This is a genomic window from Actinomadura sp. NPDC048394, assembly GCF_040651755.1.
GTDB classification, from domain to species: Bacteria; Actinomycetota; Actinomycetes; order Streptosporangiales; family Streptosporangiaceae; genus Spirillospora; species Spirillospora montaniterrae.
In genome coordinates this window covers 1-14,499 of record NZ_JBEZJL010000067.1, presented here as the reverse complement: position 1 = coordinate 14,499, position 14,499 = coordinate 1, and the positions used below count along the sequence as shown (strand labels likewise).

General features: G+C 74.6%; 16 protein-coding genes. 1 reads left to right on the top strand and 15 read right to left on the bottom strand.

Annotated features, from left to right (window positions below; translation table 11 throughout):
- Positions 1–55 precede the first annotated feature (55 nt).
- On the top strand, positions 56–1,429 hold the full coding sequence (locus AB0C78_RS37125; protein ID WP_360757456.1) for an L-serine ammonia-lyase: 1,374 nt from the start codon (positions 56–58) through the stop codon (positions 1,427–1,429).
- Positions 1,430–1,483: 54 nt separating this feature from the next.
- Here AB0C78_RS37125 and AB0C78_RS37120 read toward each other — a convergent pair whose 3' ends face one another.
- The 15 genes from AB0C78_RS37120 to purU form a co-directional block, all read right to left on the bottom strand.
- Positions 1,484–3,115, bottom strand: coding sequence for a serine/threonine-protein kinase (locus AB0C78_RS37120; protein WP_360757454.1), 1,632 nt, complete (start codon positions 3,113–3,115; stop codon positions 1,484–1,486).
- Positions 3,116–3,367: 252 nt separating this feature from the next.
- Complete coding sequence (locus AB0C78_RS37115) at positions 3,368–3,814, bottom strand: helix-turn-helix domain-containing protein (protein WP_151544338.1); 447 nt, start codon at positions 3,812–3,814, stop codon at positions 3,368–3,370.
- A 21-nt stretch (positions 3,815–3,835) separates the two neighbouring features.
- Positions 3,836–4,999 (bottom strand): thiolase family protein, encoded by a 1,164-nt coding sequence (locus AB0C78_RS37110; RefSeq protein ID WP_360757452.1) that lies wholly within the window; start codon positions 4,997–4,999, stop codon positions 3,836–3,838.
- A gap of 462 nt (positions 5,000–5,461) precedes the next feature.
- Positions 5,462–6,067, bottom strand: a complete 606-nt coding sequence (locus AB0C78_RS37105) for an alkaline shock response membrane anchor protein AmaP (protein WP_360757449.1) — start codon at positions 6,065–6,067, stop codon at positions 5,462–5,464.
- Positions 6,068–6,676, bottom strand: a complete 609-nt coding sequence (locus AB0C78_RS37100) for a DUF6286 domain-containing protein (protein ID WP_360757447.1) — start codon at positions 6,674–6,676, stop codon at positions 6,068–6,070.
- A complete protein-coding gene (locus tag AB0C78_RS37095; protein ID WP_360757444.1) occupies positions 6,673–7,107 on the bottom strand; it encodes an Asp23/Gls24 family envelope stress response protein in 435 nt (144 codons plus the stop codon). The genes AB0C78_RS37100 and AB0C78_RS37095 overlap by 4 nt, the downstream gene beginning before the upstream one ends.
- Complete coding sequence (locus tag AB0C78_RS37090) at positions 7,104–7,298, bottom strand: hypothetical protein (RefSeq protein ID WP_360757441.1); 195 nt, start codon at positions 7,296–7,298, stop codon at positions 7,104–7,106. Before AB0C78_RS37090 ends, AB0C78_RS37095 begins: the two co-directional genes overlap by 4 nt.
- Positions 7,295–7,564, bottom strand: a complete 270-nt coding sequence (locus tag AB0C78_RS37085; RefSeq protein WP_360757438.1) for a hypothetical protein — start codon at positions 7,562–7,564, stop codon at positions 7,295–7,297. Before AB0C78_RS37085 ends, AB0C78_RS37090 begins: the two co-directional genes overlap by 4 nt.
- An 821-nt stretch (positions 7,565–8,385) precedes the next feature.
- Positions 8,386–8,820 carry an Asp23/Gls24 family envelope stress response protein gene (locus AB0C78_RS37080; RefSeq protein ID WP_225992197.1) on the bottom strand — a complete coding sequence of 145 codons (435 nt, stop codon included), beginning with the start codon at positions 8,818–8,820 and terminating at the stop codon, positions 8,386–8,388.
- Positions 8,821–9,036: 216 nt separating this feature from the next.
- Positions 9,037–9,222 (bottom strand): hypothetical protein, encoded by a 186-nt coding sequence (locus tag AB0C78_RS37075; protein WP_151544332.1) that lies wholly within the window; start codon positions 9,220–9,222, stop codon positions 9,037–9,039.
- A 62-nt stretch (positions 9,223–9,284) separates the two neighbouring features.
- Positions 9,285–9,956 carry a response regulator gene (locus AB0C78_RS37070; RefSeq protein ID WP_151544331.1) on the bottom strand — a complete coding sequence of 224 codons (672 nt, stop codon included), beginning with the start codon at positions 9,954–9,956 and terminating at the stop codon, positions 9,285–9,287.
- The gene (locus tag AB0C78_RS37065) at positions 9,953–11,569 is read right to left on the bottom strand and encodes a sensor histidine kinase (RefSeq protein WP_360757435.1); all 1,617 of its coding nucleotides are present in this window, start codon (positions 11,567–11,569) and stop codon (positions 9,953–9,955) included. The genes AB0C78_RS37070 and AB0C78_RS37065 overlap by 4 nt, the downstream gene beginning before the upstream one ends.
- Before the next feature lie 619 nt (positions 11,570–12,188).
- Positions 12,189–12,740, bottom strand: coding sequence for a hypothetical protein (locus tag AB0C78_RS37060; protein WP_360757433.1), 552 nt, complete (start codon positions 12,738–12,740; stop codon positions 12,189–12,191).
- Between the two features lie 2 nt (positions 12,741–12,742).
- Positions 12,743–13,357: a DUF6286 domain-containing protein gene (locus AB0C78_RS37055; protein WP_360757430.1), complete on the bottom strand. Its 615-nt coding sequence runs from the start codon at positions 13,355–13,357 to the stop codon at positions 12,743–12,745.
- A gap of 118 nt (positions 13,358–13,475) precedes the next feature.
- Positions 13,476–14,333, bottom strand: a complete 858-nt coding sequence (gene purU, locus AB0C78_RS37050) for a formyltetrahydrofolate deformylase (protein WP_360757428.1) — start codon at positions 14,331–14,333, stop codon at positions 13,476–13,478.
- Positions 14,334–14,499 lie beyond the last annotated feature (166 nt).

The window sequence follows — 14,499 nt, the reverse complement described above, 5'->3', positions numbered from 1 at the left end:
CCGCGCCCCCTTCCCCGCGCGGGGAGGGGGCGCGCGCTACGACGAGGTAGCACCCATGGCCATCAGCGTTTTCGACCTCTTCAAGATCGGCATCGGCCCGTCGTCCTCGCACACGGGCGGCCCCATGGCGGCGGCGCACCGGTTCGCCCGCGGCCTGCACCGGGACGGCCTGCTGGAGCGGACGGCGTCCGTCCAGGCGGTCCTGTACGGCTCCCTCGGCCTCACCGGGAAGGGCCACGGGTCCGACAAGGCCGTCATCCTCGGCCTCGAAGGCGACAAGCCCGAGACCGTCGACGTCGACGGCGTGGACGACCGGCTCGCCGTCGTCCGCGAGCGCAAGGCGCTGCGCCTGTTCGGCTCGCACGACGTCCCGTTCGTCGTCGGCGAGCACCTGGTCTTCGAGCGGAAGGAGTCGCTGCCGGGCCACCCGAACGGGATGCGCTTCACCGCGTTCGACGCGTCCGGCGACGAGCTGCGCTCCAAGGTGTACTACTCGGTCGGCGGCGGCTTCATCGTGGACGAGAACGCCACCGGCGCCGACCGCATCAAGCCGGACGACACCGTCCTGCCGCACCGCTTCGACACGGCCGCCGAGCTCCTCGACCGCTGCCGCGAGACGGGCCTGTCCATCTCGGCGCTCATGCTGGAGAACGAGAAGGCGTTCGGCCGCACCGAGCAGGAGATCCGCGACGGGCTCCTCACGCTGTGGCACGTCATGCGGGCCTGCGTGACCCGCGGCTGCACCCGCGAAGGGCTCCTGCCGGGCGGCCTGAAGGTGCGGCGCCGCGCCCCGCAGCTGCACCGCCAGCTGTCGGCGGAGAAGGCGTCCGACCCGCTCCACGCGATGGACTGGGTCACGCTCTTCGCCCTCGCCGTCAACGAGGAGAACGCCGCCGGCGGGCGCATCGTCACCGCCCCCACCAACGGCGCCGCCGGCATCATCCCGGCCGTCCTGCACTACTACGACCGGTTCGTGCAGAGCGGCGACGACGGGAGCGCCGTCCGGTTCCTGCTGACCGCCGGCGCGATCGGCGTGCTGTTCAAGCAGAACGCCTCGATCTCCGGCGCCGAGGTCGGCTGCCAGGGCGAGGTCGGGTCCGCCTGCTCGATGGCCGCCGCCGGGCTCACCGAGGTCCTCGGCGGGACGCCCGAGCAGGTCGAGAACGCCGCCGAGATCGGCATCGAGCACAACCTCGGCCTCACCTGCGACCCCGTCGGCGGGCTCGTCCAGGTCCCCTGCATCGAGCGCAACGCGGTCGGCGCCATCAAGGCGATCAGCGCCGCCCGCATCTCGCTGCGCGGCGACGGCCGCCACTTCGTCTCCCTCGACAAGGCCATCAAGACCATGCGCGACACCGGCCGCGACATGCTCGACAAGTACAAGGAGACCTCGCGCGGCGGCCTCGCCGTCAACGTCATCGAGTGCTGACGGGCGGCCCGCCCGTTGTTGGGCCCTCCGCGGGGCGGAGGGGCGTCCCGCCGGCTACAGAGCCTTGTCGAGGGCGAGCTGGGCGGCGCGACGCAGGGCTCCGCGGTAGCGGTCGTTGATGCTCTGCGCGGAGCACGAGGCCGTGGCGATGACGTTGCCCTTGCGCGCCACGACCTCGGCCCACGAGCTGTTGGTGAGACCCTCGCAGCTCTCCTCGCCGACGCCCGTCCCGGTGCCGGGCGTCCCGGAGCAGCCGAAGTTCGTCCCGCCGTGCAGCGCGTTGCGCGCGTCGTCGATGCCCTTCCGCGGGTCGTCGCGGTTGTAGAGGTTGAGCTGGATCTGGAACGTGTCCGTCGGCGGGAACAGGTTCGTGCCGAAGGCGCAGAGCTTCCACTCCCCGTACTGGTCGGCGTTGTCCCGCGGGATGCGCTTGCCCTTCGCGGCGCCCATGTCGGCCAGGACGCGCTTGCCCGCGCTCGAGTCGTAGATCGAGCACACGTCCGCCGGGAGGGACGACACGGCGGAGGCGTCCTCGTGGCGCATCACCTGCCGCGCCACGATGATGCCGCCCGCCACCATCGCCGCGACGACCGGGAGCGTGATGCCGACCACCAGCCACGGCCAGACGCGGCGGCGCTTTCCGCCCGCGGGACGGGCCTGCTGCGGCCATCCCGGCGGTGCCGTCCACGGCGCCTGCTGCGGCACGGTGCCGGCGATCCCGGGCGCCTGAGGCAGGGCCGCGGGAGGCGGGGCGGCGGGCGGAGGGGGCACGGACGCGAAGGCCGGGTCCGCGGATGCGGCGACGGGCGGGAGCGTGGACGCGGCGGGCGGTGGCGGTGGTGGTGGTGCGGGCGACGCGGCGGCGGGCAGCGTGTCGACGGGCTGCCAGGCGGTCCGCGCCGTCAGCCGCGAGATCACCTCCGCCGCCGTCGGCCGCTCGTCGGGATCCTTGGCGAGGCAGGACGCGACCAGGTCGCGCAGCCACCCGTCCAGGCCGGACAGGTCCGCGTCCTCGCTGAGGATCTGGTGGAACAGCGCCGGCACGCTGTCCCGCGCGAACGCCGGATGCCCGGTCGCGGCGAACACCATCGTCGCGCCCCAGGCGAACACGTCCGCCGCCGCGGTGGCGGGACGCCCCTCGATCTGCTCGGGCGCCATGTACGCCGGCGTCCCGATCGGGCCCCCGGTCAGCGAGGACGTGACGTCCAGGTCCCGCGCGATCCCGAAGTCGATGACCCGCGGGCCGTCCGGGCCGAGCAGCACGTTGTGCGGCTTGAAGTCGCGGTGCACGACCCCCGCCGCGTGGACGGCGGCGAGCGCGGTCGCCGTGTCGATCGCCAGCCGCTCCAGCGCGGCGCCCCGCCGCGGCCCCTCCGCCTTCACCGCGTCCTGCAGGGACGGGCCGTCCACATACTCGCTGACCACGTACGCGGGGGCGGGATCCAGCCGGACGTCGAGGATCCGCACCGTGCAGAAGCGCGCGACCCGCCCCGCCGTCTCGACCTCCCGGCCCAGCCGCCGCAGCGCCTCGTCGTCCAGCCCGCGCAGCACCTTGACCGCGACCCGCTCGCCGCCGGGCCCCCGCCCGAGGTAGACGACGCCCTGACCGCCCTCGCCGAGCCGCCCCTCCAGCTCCCAGGAGCCGACGTGCGTGGGGTCACCGGCCTTCAGCGGCATCGCAGACATCTCGCACCTTCCTGCAGATGCCCCCTCTTCTATCGCATTCCGGAGCCTCCCCGGCACCAATGCCACCCCCCGGCACGCGGCGCCGCAACGGGCAGCGCCGATGGCAGCCCCTGCCAGGCGGCATTCCGATCGGGCGCTGTCTGGCTCGCGCCCGGGCGGCGGGGACCACGCTCCGGCGGCGCCGCAACCGGGCGGCGAGGGCCAGGCTCGGGCGGCGGGGCGGATCGGGGGCGGGGGCGTGCTGGGGGCGGGTCAGGCGGTGAGGGTGCCTCGGCCGGTGGGGGAGTGGGCGCCGGTGCGGGCCTCGTTGCCGCAGTGCCGGCAGATCACCATGGGGCTGAGGGTCTCGCCGCAGGAGTGCTGCCAGCGGACCGGCGGGTCGTCCGGGTGCAGGTGCCGGTCGCCCCACGCCATCAGGACGATCAGCACGTCGCACAGCTCCCGCCCCGCCGCCGTGAGGTGGTACTCGTAGCGGACGGGGCGGTCGCTGTAGCGCTCGCGGCGGACGATGCCGTTCGCCTCGAGCTTGCGGAGCCGGGCCGTGAGGATGTCGCGGGCCGCCCCGGTGTTGCGGGCGATCCGGTCGAACCGGCGGACGCCGTGGCTCAACTCCCGGATCGCGAGCAGGCTCCAGCGCTCGCCGACGATGTCGAGGGTGTCGGCGATGGAGCACTCGCGGGGATGGGCGTCCTTCGGCATACCCGGAAGCCTAACCGCCGGTCACAGCCGCTCGACGATCGTGGCGTTGGCGAGGCCGCCGGCCTCGCACATCGTCTGCAGGCCGAAGCGTCCGCCGCGGTCCTCCAGGGCGTGCAGCAGCGTCGTCATGATGCGGGCGCCGCTGGCGCCGAGCGGGTGGCCGATGGCGATCGCGCCGCCGCGGACGTTGACGCGCGCGAGGTCGGCGCCGGTCGCGCGCTGCCAGGCGAGCACGACCGGGGAGAACGCCTCGTTCACCTCGAACAGGTCGATGTCGTCCAGGGTCAGACCGCCCCTGGCCAGCACCTTCTCCGTCGCCGGGATGATCGCCGTCAGCATGAGCAGCGGGTCGTCGCCGGTCACCGCGAACGCGTGGAAGCGGGCGCGGGGCCGCAGGCCGAGCCGTTCGGCGACGTCCGCGCCCATCACCAGGACGGCGGCGGCGCCGTCGTTGATCGGGGACGCGTTCCCGGCGGTGACCTTCCAGGCGATCTCGGGGAACCGCGCCGCCATCCGCTCGTCGTAGTAGGCGGGCTTGAGGCCGGCGAGGATCTCCGGTGACGTGCCGGGCCGGACGGTCTCGTCGCGCTGCCCGGTCCAGGCGACCTCGCGGTCGAACTCGCCGTTCTTCCACGCCTCGGCGGCGCGGCGGTGCGACTCGTAGGCGTAGGCGTCGAGCTCCTCGCGGGACAGGTCCCACTTCGCGGCGATCAGCTCCGCGCTGATGCCCTGCCCGACGAGGCCGTCCGGGTAGCGCTCCTTGAGCATCGGGCCGAACGGGTCGCTGCCGGGCAGCACGCTCGAGCCCATCGGCACCCGCGACATCGACTCGACGCCGCACGCGATCGCGATGTCGTACGCGCCGCTCTGCACGCCCTGCGCGGCGATGTGCAGCGCCTGCTGGGACGAGCCGCACTGCCGGTCGACGGTCATGGCCGGCACGGTCTCGGGGAACCCGGCGGCCAGGACGGCGGTCCGGGTGATGTTGACGGCCTGGTCGCCGACCTGGGTGACGACGCCGCCGACGACGTCGTCCACCTGGCTCGGGTCGACGCCGGCCCGTTCGACCAGCGTCCTCAGCGTCCGCGCCAGCAGGTCGGCCGGGTGGTCGGCGTGCAGCGCCCCGCCCGGCTTGCCCTTGCCGACCGGCGTGCGCACCGCTTCCACGATCACCGCGTCCCGCATGACCACCTCCGTTGTGTTCTCCAACTTACTGCCCAGTATTTCCCTAGTAGGTTGGAAAACACAACCCACCAGGGAGAGAAGAACCCGGGGGCGCGGCGTCGCCGCCGCGCCCCCGGGTCTTCGGGCCGCTCTAGCGGGAGGGGCCCATGCCGTGGTCCGTCTGTTCCCTCCATGCGTCGAAAGGCCCCTTGGAGCCGCCCGGAACCAGCAGGTCGATCAAGTGAGCCTCCTCAGTCCCTCGACGTCATGTTCACTACCAAGGACGCTAGTCGGACAAAACGCCATGCACGCCCAACAAGCCCCAAAGGTGTCACCAAAGGTCGAAGCAGCGTCGACGGCGCGAGGTCTCCACGCGCGCGCCGGAGCGGGGTCTCCGCGCCGGTGCGGCGGCTCCGCGCGTCAGAGCGGCGGCTTCGCGTGTCAGAGCAGCGTCTCCGCGTGTCAGAGCAGCGGCTTCGCGTGTCAGAGCAGCGTCTCCGCGCGGTCGCCCTTGACCAGCCTCAGCCGCACCACCGCCGGCACCGACTCGCGGCCGAGCGCCGCCGCCAGCCGCGGCATCCCCTCCTCCTCGATGCGGCGCCGCAGCTCCGCCGGATCGGCGCGGCGCATATACGCGACGTTCAGCCGCAGCTCCGGCCGCCGCGACGAGCCGATCAGCCGGGCCCGCGCCGTCCGCACCCCCGGGTACTCCCCGACCTCCGACTCCAGCGCGTCCGTCACCGCCTTCCCCGACAGGCGCGTCCGGCCGCCCGAGGGATCCGGCTCCATCGCCAGCCCCGGCAGCCGCCCCGTCCGGCCCTGCGCCAGCAGCCAGGCCAGCCCGAGCAGCGCCAGGATGATCACCGCCGCCGCCACCGCCGGCCAGAACCAGCCGTGATCGGCGGCGTACCGCCGGACGGTGCCGCTGAACACCCGGCCCGTCGCGCGGTCATGGCCGAACGCGCCGGCCCCCCGCGCCAGCCCGGCCCCGCCCACGGCGATCATGACCGCCCCGACCAGCACCAGCCCCGTCCGATTGAGATGCGCGGGCCGCCGGTTCATCCGGGCCCTCGCGGTCCCGTCCCCCATCTAGGCCTCCTTGTGCCTCATCCGCACCTTCACGGTCCGGACCCGCAACGGCCGGATCCGCTCCAGGCAGGCGCGCACCGCTTCCGCGACCCCGTCCTCCAGCCCGCCCGGGTTCCGCACCGGCGTCTCCGCGACCACCGTGACCCGCCTCGGCCGCAGCCGCACCCGCCGGACCCGCGACACCCCGGTCGCGTCCTCCGCCGCCGCCGCGATCGCCCGGCACAGCCCGCGCCTGCTGACACCCATCACCACGTCCGGCACGCGGCCGTGCAGCGGCACGACCCGCGACCGTCCCGGCAGCAGTCCCGCCAGCAGGAACACCAGCCCGACCAACACCAGCCCCCCGCTGATCGCGCGGACCTCCCAGCCGTCCCACCGGACGTCCAACAGCTCCCGGTACGCGACGACGTGCAGGGACGACCCGAACATCGCGGACAGCACGTCGATCGCGGCGATCACCGACGCCGCGGTCAGCAGCAGCGCCGCGAGCGTGCCGATCCGGACCCGCCGCGACCGGAACGCGTGCCGCGCCGCCCGGTCCGCCCGCCGCTCCCCCGACGTCCGCGCCCCGTGCGCCGGCACCCGCCGGTGCCCGGCATGCGTGGTCATGAGACGGTCCTCCCGCCGTCGGGCCGCTCCAGCTCGGCCACGTCGATGTCCACCTGCCGCACGGTGAGCCCGGTCAGCGCCTCGACCCGCGCGCGGACGCCGGCGCGCACCTGCCGCGCCACGTCCCGCACCGGCATCGGGTACGCCACCGACAGCGCCACCCTCGCCGTGACGACCTTCCCGTGCACGCGCACGTCAGTGCGGGCCGCGCGGCGCCCCGGCAGCCCGACGCCGAGCACGGACCGGTCGAGCCCGCCCGTCCCCGCCGTCTCCTCGGCCGCCTTCGCCACGATGCGCGCGACGACCCGGTCGCTGATCGTCGTCCGCCCCCGCTCCCCCGGCGCCCGGACCGGCTCCCCCGTCCCGCGCGCGTCACCCTCGTCTCGGCGACGCGCCTCTCCAGGCGGGGTGGGCTGCTCGTCCAAGGTCATCGCGACCGCCGGTCGGTGTTGAACGAGAACAGCTGCCGGATGTCGAGGTTCCCCTCGATCGCGCGTCCCGTCAGGAACCCGAGGCAGCCGAGGAACAGCACGATGAAGAACGGGCCGAACCCGCCGAACGCGCCCGCGAACCCGAGCGCCACCCCGAAGGCCAGGCCCACCAACGGCCATACCGGAATCATGTCGCGCTCCCTTCGGCGATGTCCCCGATCAGGACGTGCACCGGACGGTCCCCGGCGAGCGGGCGCACCGCCCGCCGCACGTCCTCCGCGGTCTCCGGCAGCGGCCGCTCCACCCGGGCCACCACCCCGACCTCGATCTCCGCGTCCCGGACGGCGACGCCGGCGAGCGGCCGTCCCGCCCGGTACGTCATGATCCGCGCCCGCGGCCCGGCGGTCAGCCCGGCCACCGACCGGCAGCCGGACGCCGCCTCCGCGACCCGCTCCACCAGCCGTCCCTTGCCGTCCTCGGTGTCCTCCCGCGCCGCACCAGCGCCCGCCGCCGCGGAACCCCCCTGCGCACCACCACCGCGCGTCCCGGCGCCATGCCCCTCAGCATCCCGCCGCGCGCCACCGCCATGCGCCTCGGCGCCCCCCTGCGCCCCAGCGCCACCCGACGCGCCCGCGCCATGCGCACCAGCGCCCCGCTGCGCCCCAGCGCCGCCGGACGCGCCCGGTCCCTGTGCCTCGGCATTTCCCTGCGTCCCGGCGCCACCGGACGCGCCGGGGCCGTGTGCCTCGGCGTTCCCTTGCGTCCCGGCACCACCGGACGCGCCCGCGCCATGGGCACCAGTGTTCCCCCGCGTCCCGCCGCCGCCCGACGCGCCCGCGCCGTGCGCCCCGGCGTTCCCCTGCGTCCCAGCGCCGCCGGACGCGCCCGGGCCGTGCGCCTCGGCGCCCCGCTGCCCCCCAGCGCCGCCAGACGAGCCCAGTCCCTGCGCCCCGGCGTTACTCTGCGCCCCGGCGTTCCCCTGCATCCCGGCGCCACCGGACGCGCCCGCGCCATGCGCACCAGCGTTCCCCCGCGTCCCGCCGCCAGACGAGCCCGCGCCGTGCGCCCCGGCGTTCCCTTGCGCCCCGGCGCCACCGGACGCCCTCGTGTCGGGTGCCTCGGCGGGGCTTTGCGGCCTGGGGCTGCGGGGCGGGCTTGTGTCGGCAGGGGCGCGGGCGGGATCTGCTTCTCTTGCCGGTGGGCGGGCTCGTGCGCCGCCAGCGGCGGGTGGCGGTGGGTCCGCTTGCGCAGCGGGCCGTGTTCTGCGGGTCCGGGCCGTCATAGCACCCGCGGACCCGTCGGCTGCTCGGACTCCTCGCGGTCGTCGTCCGGCAGATGGATGTCGTCGACCGTGATGTCGACCTCCACGACCTCCAGCCCGCACATGTGCTCCACCTGCCCGATCACGTTGGAGCGCACCGCGTTGGCGAGATCGGGGATCGAGGCGCCGTAGTCGACGACCAGGTCGATGTCGATCGCCGCCTGCCGCTCGCCCACCTGCACCCCGACGCCCTGCGTCGGGTCGGCGGCCACGCCCGGCAGCCGCTCCTTCACCGAGCCGATCGTCCGGCTCATCCCCGCGCCCATCTCGTGCACTCCGCCCACCTCGCGGGCCGCCATGCTGGCGATCTTGGCGACCACCACGTCGGCGATCTCGGTGCGGCCGCCCGACGTCACGAGCTCGCTCACGCCGCCGGCACGGGCGCGGCGCAGCCCCTCCTCCGGCCGGTCCTGCGTGGCGACCGAGCCGTCCCTGCGTCCCTCGTCCTGGCTCACGGTGTCCCCCCGATGCGTCGGCAATGTGCGATTGATGCTCACCGCACCTCACCCCAAACCCGTCGGGACGGACGAACGGCCAGGTCAACAGGGTTTTACATGCGAAACGGGGGCCGGCGGCGCAGTGCCGCCGGCCCCCGCCGCGAAGGGCCGCTACCCCTTGAACATCGCGCGCATCTTCCGGGCGGCGTCCCCCGGCTTGACCTTGCGCGGCTTGTCCCCCGCGCGTCCGGCGTCGTCGGCGGCCTCCCCGGTGCGGGCCGTACGGGCCTCGCCCCGCTCGTTCCTCCGCTCCGGTTCGGCGGTCCTGCGGTCCACCTTGTCGTTCAGGTCACCCACGACAACTCCCCCGATGTCGCTGACGGATCGTTCGTCCCCTAGGTACCCCGCGGCGCGCCCGTCTACCCCGGGTAGAAACGGACCTCCGGCCGGCCCACCTGCCCGTAGTGGGGACGGCGCGTCGCCAGGCCGTTCTCCGCGAGGTACTCCAGATAGCGGCGCGCGGTCACCCGCGACACCCCGGCGAGGTCAGCGGCCGCCGCCGCCGACACCCCCTCCGGCGCCCCCGTCAGCACCTCCGTGATCGCCTGGAGCGTCTCCCCGCTCATCCCCTTCGGCAGCGACCGGTGATCGGGCGTCCGCAGCGTCGCGAGCATCCCGTCCACGTCGGCCTGCCCCGACACCTCCCCCGACCCCACCAGCTGCTCCCGGTACCGCGCGTACCGGACGAGCTTGTCGCGCAGCGACGCGAACGTGAACGGCTTCAGCAGGTACTGGACGACGCCGACCGACACCGCCGAACGGATCACCGCGAGGTCCCGCGCCGACGTCACCGCGATCACGTCGACCTCGCTGCCCCCGGCGCGCAGCGCCCGGCAGACCGTCAGGCCGTGGGTGTCGGGAAGGTAGAAGTCCAGCAGCACGACGTCGACGGGCGTCCGCTCGCAGAACCGCAGCGCGTCCGCCCCCGAATGCACCACCCCCGCGACCGCGAACCCCGCGACCTGCTCGACGTACGAGCGGTGCGCCTCCGCCGCGACCGGGTCGTCCTCCACCACCAGCACCGAGATCATCGGGCGTCCAGCGGCAACCGGACGGTGAACACCGCACCGTCGTCCCCGCCGCCGTCGCCGGCGACCTCCACCGTCCCCGCGTGCCGCCGGACCGCCCGCCCGACCAGCGCCAGCCCGAGCCCGTGCCCCACCGGGCCGCCCGACGACTTGGTCGTCCAGCCCCGCCGGAACATCTCCGGGACGTCCGCCGGATCCACCCCCCGGCCGCTGTCCGCGACCCGCAGCACGAGCCGCCCGTCCTCGCGGCGCACGCTCACCCGGACCCGCGGCGGCCGCACCCCCGCGTTCTCCACCGCCGCGTCCACCGCGTTGTCGATCAGGTTCCCGAGGATCGTGACCAGGTCCCGCGGCTCCACCACCCCGTCGATCGCGGTGTCCTCGGCGATCTCCAGCTCGACGCCCCGCTCCGCCGCCTCCGCGGACTTGCCGAGCAGCAGCGCCGCCAGCACCGGCTCCGTCACCGACCCGACGACCCGGTCCGTCAGCCGCTGCGCCGCCGCCAGATCCGCCGTCGCGAACTCCACCGCCTGCTCCGGACGTCCCAGCTCCACCAGCGACACCACCGTGTGCAGCCGGTTCGCCGCCTCGTGCGCCTGCGACCGCAGCGACTCCGCGAACCCCCGCACCGTGTCCAGCTCGCCCGTCAGCCCCTGCAGCTCCGTATGGTCCCGCAACGTCACCACGTTGCCCATCGCCCGGTCCCCCGACCGCACCGGCGACGTGTTGACGACCAGCACCCGCGTGTCCCCGACATGGATCTCGTCCGCGCGCGGCTCCGGCGACGTCATCGACGCCACCAGCTCCTCCGGCAGCCCCAGCTCACCGACATGCCGCCCGCCCGGACCGTCCGCCGGCAGATCCAGCAGCTCGCGCGCCGCGTCATTGCACAACACCACGCCGCCCCCGCGGTCCAGCAGCACCAACCCCTCCCGGACCGCGTGCAGGATCGCCTCGTAGTACTCGAACATCCCCCGCAGCTCGCCCGGCGCCACCCCCCGCGTCTGCCGCCGCAACCGCGCCGCCACCAGGTAACTCCCGCCGATCCCGATCGCCAGTACCATCACCGCGACCCCCACCACCACGAGCAGCCGCCGCCGCAGTTCCGCCGAGATCGCCCGGATCGTGATCCCGACCGCCACCAGCGCCACCACCCGGTGCCCGTCCCCGAACACCGGCACCACCGTCCGCACCGACGGCCCCAGCGTCCCGGTATAGGTCTCGGTGAACTCGTGCCCCGCCAGCGCCCGCGCCGTGTTCCCGACGAACCGCCCCCCGATCCGCGCCGGATTCGGATGCGTGTACCGGATCCCCGCCGGACTCATGATCGTGATGAAGTCGACGCCCGTGTCATGCCGGATCCGCTCGGCGTATGGCTGCAGTACCCGGCTCGGCACCGGCCCCGCCACCGCCGCCCGCACGTCCGGCGCGTCCGCGATGCTCTCCGCCAGCGCCGTCACCGTGTGCGCTGCCCGCTCGTCCGTCGCCCGCCGCGCGTCCAGATACGCGAGCGTCGCGCCGACCCCCACCAGCAGCGCCACGATCGCCGCCTGCAGCGCCAGCAGCTGCCGGGCCAGGCTCCAGCGTCCGGGCGCCGCCCAACCGGGACGCCGCATCCCACCCGCACCTCTCGTCTCGGCAATGCCGTGAACGAAATGTACACAACCGTGACCGTTACCAGAAGATCGCGCATAGTGACGGGTGCATGCCCCGCGACCTGCACGGCTTCCGTGTGCGCGGGCGCCCATCGTGTGCATGCGTCCGCTCCGCGGCGCAGGGGCGCCTGCCCGAGCGCGGGCACCCGTCCGGGGCCGGACGCCGCCCCCGCCCGGCGCGGCCCCGGACGGGTGTGTCGCGTGTTTGTTTGCATTGCCCTCGGCGGTCGGGCCTTGGGGGCCCTCCCTTCAACGGGCAATGCGTGCGATCGCAGCATCGCTCCGGCTCGCCCAGGGGCTCGCTGCGCGATCAAGTTCTCGCAGGCTCGAACTTGGCTTCGCACGCGATCGCGACGGCCCACCTCGTCACATGGCTGAGCCAAAACCCCCCGGCCCGTCGTGACGGCTCACCCCGCGCAAGCTGGCCCCGCTCGTCGCGTGGCCAAGCCAAAACCCTTCGGCCCGTTGCGGTCGGCGCTGCGGTCGCTGGGTGTCGTCGCCGTGGTTCGGCGTTCGGGGTGCTGGTTTTGGGCAGGGGCGGTCCGGCCCCTTGGTCGGGCTTGGGTTGTGGGGACGCGGGTCAGGCGGTTTCGGGGTGGGGGACGCGGGGGCGTTTCTGCTGTTGCGGGAACGCCAGGCGGAAGCGGACGATCGCCTTCAGGTCCGGCATGCCCAGGGCGCGGCGGTACCGCTCGATGGGGCCCGCGCCGAGCTCGCCGTAGACCTCGCTGAGCAGCGCGTCGCCGGCGCAGGTCACGTGCATGACCAGGCGGGGCCGGTTGGCGGTGCCGGTGAGGCGGATTCGGACGTCCTGGACGTCCGGGAGCTCCTTGGCCGTCTTGACGAGGACGTCGGCGGCGGCGCGGGCGTGCGCGCGGGTCTGCGGGTCGAGGTCGGGCCACCGCAGGTGGACGACGGTCCGGCCCTGCACGACCAGCCACAGCTGGCCGGCGAGCGCCAGTATCTCGGCGACGCCGGCGGCGGCGGGCAGGAACCACGGGCTGCCGGCGGCGAAGCGCACCAGCGCGGGGTCGAGCGGCGGGTGCCCGGCGAGGCCGGACGCGCCGAGGGCGAGGGCGGACGCGCCGCACAGCAGCAGCAGGGCGCCGGTCGCCGCGATCGGGATCCTCATTGTCAGTCCTTCCGCCAGCCGAGCCGGACGTCGACCAAGGGACGGTGCATCGGCTCGATCCGGTCGAGGCGCGCCGCGACCGCGGTGTGCACCAGTTCCTCGAGGTTCGCCGGGTTGCGGTAGTGCGTGACGGCCCGGACGATCAGCCGGCGGCGGAGCACGCCGAGGCCGCGGGCGCGGGCGCGCTCGATGCCGGGGACGGCCAGCGCGGCGTCGGCGGCGGCGCGGCGCAGCGCGGAGCGGCGGACGACGCCGGCGAGCCGCGGGTCGGCGCCGTCCAGCGGGACGCCGCGCAGCCGCCCGGGCAGCGCGGCGAGCAGGAACAGCAGCCCGCAGCCGGTGATCGCGGCGGCGGCCTCGCGGACGGCGGCGTCGCGCCACGCGCGGTGCCGCAGCGCGTGCACGAGCGCGCCCACGCCGGGGACCGGGTGGACGCCGGAGTGCAGCGCGGCGGCGAGCAGTTCGATGGCGGCGATCCCGCCCGCGGCGGTGACCACCAGCGCGGCCGCCAGCCCGGCGAGCGGGCGCCGCGGGCGGAACTCGCGGACGGCGAGGCGCCGCGCCTGCCGCCTGCTGCGTTCTTCCTCGATCAGGTCCTTGACCAGAGCCTCGGCCATAGCCACCCCCGTGAGCCACCGGCACGTCCGGACAATCTCTCACTACTCATGGTGAGGCATTGTCACGTGGAGTGAAACACGCCATGCCGACATCTCACGCTTTCACCTGCGCGAACGGTCAGCGGAAGACGACGGTGCGGTCCCCGTTGAGCAGGACGCGGTGCTCGGCGTGCCAGCGGACGGCGCGGGCGAGCGCGAGGCATTCGACGTCGCGGCCGACCGCCACCAGCTCCTCGGGGCTGTGGGTGTGGTCGACGCGCGCGACCTCCTGCTCGATGATCGGGCCCTCGTCGAGGTCGGCGGTGACGTAGTGCGCGGTGGCGCCGATCAGCTTGACGCCGCGTTCGTGCGCGCGGTGGTAGGGGCGGGCGCCCTTGAAGCTCGGCAGGAACGAGTGGTGGATGTTGATGATCGCGCCGGGGAGCTTGGCGCAGAAGTCGTCGGAGAGGATCTGCATGTAGCGGGCGAGGACGACGAGGTCGGCGCGGTAGTGCTCGACGAGCGCGAGGATCTCGGCCTCCTGCGCGGCCTTGCCGCCGGGGCCGGCCGGGAGGTGGTGGTAGTCGATGCCGTACGACTGGGTGAGGGGCCGCAGGTCGGGGTGGTTGGACGCGACGGCGACGACGTCGATGTCGAGGAGCCCGGAGCGCTGCCGGTAGAGCAGGTCGTTGAGGCAGTGCCCGCCCTTCGACACCATGATCAGCACGCGGGGGCGCCGGGACAGGTCGTGCAGCCGCCATTCGAGGGCGAGGTCGGGGGCGAGGGACGCGAACGCGCCGCGCAGCTCGTCGGCGTCGGTGCCGGGGCGGGCGGTGAACTGGACCCGCATGAAGAAGGTGCCGGAGTCGGGGTCGCCGAACTGCTGGCTCTCCACGATGTTGCATCCGCGGTCGGCGAGCACTCCGGAGACGGCGGCGACGATGCCCGGCCGGTCGGGGCACGACAGGGTCAGCACGTACTGGTCGGCTCGGTCCATGTCTCGGTCTCACTCTCGCCGCGAAGGCGCAGCTCACATGCGGATACGGGGCTACGAGCCTACGCGGCGGGCCGCCGTCCCGGGGCCGTGCCGCGCCAGGACGCCGCCGGGGGGGGGCCGGGGCGGGGCGCGGGGGGGCGGGCGGGGGGGCGGGGGGCGGGGGGCG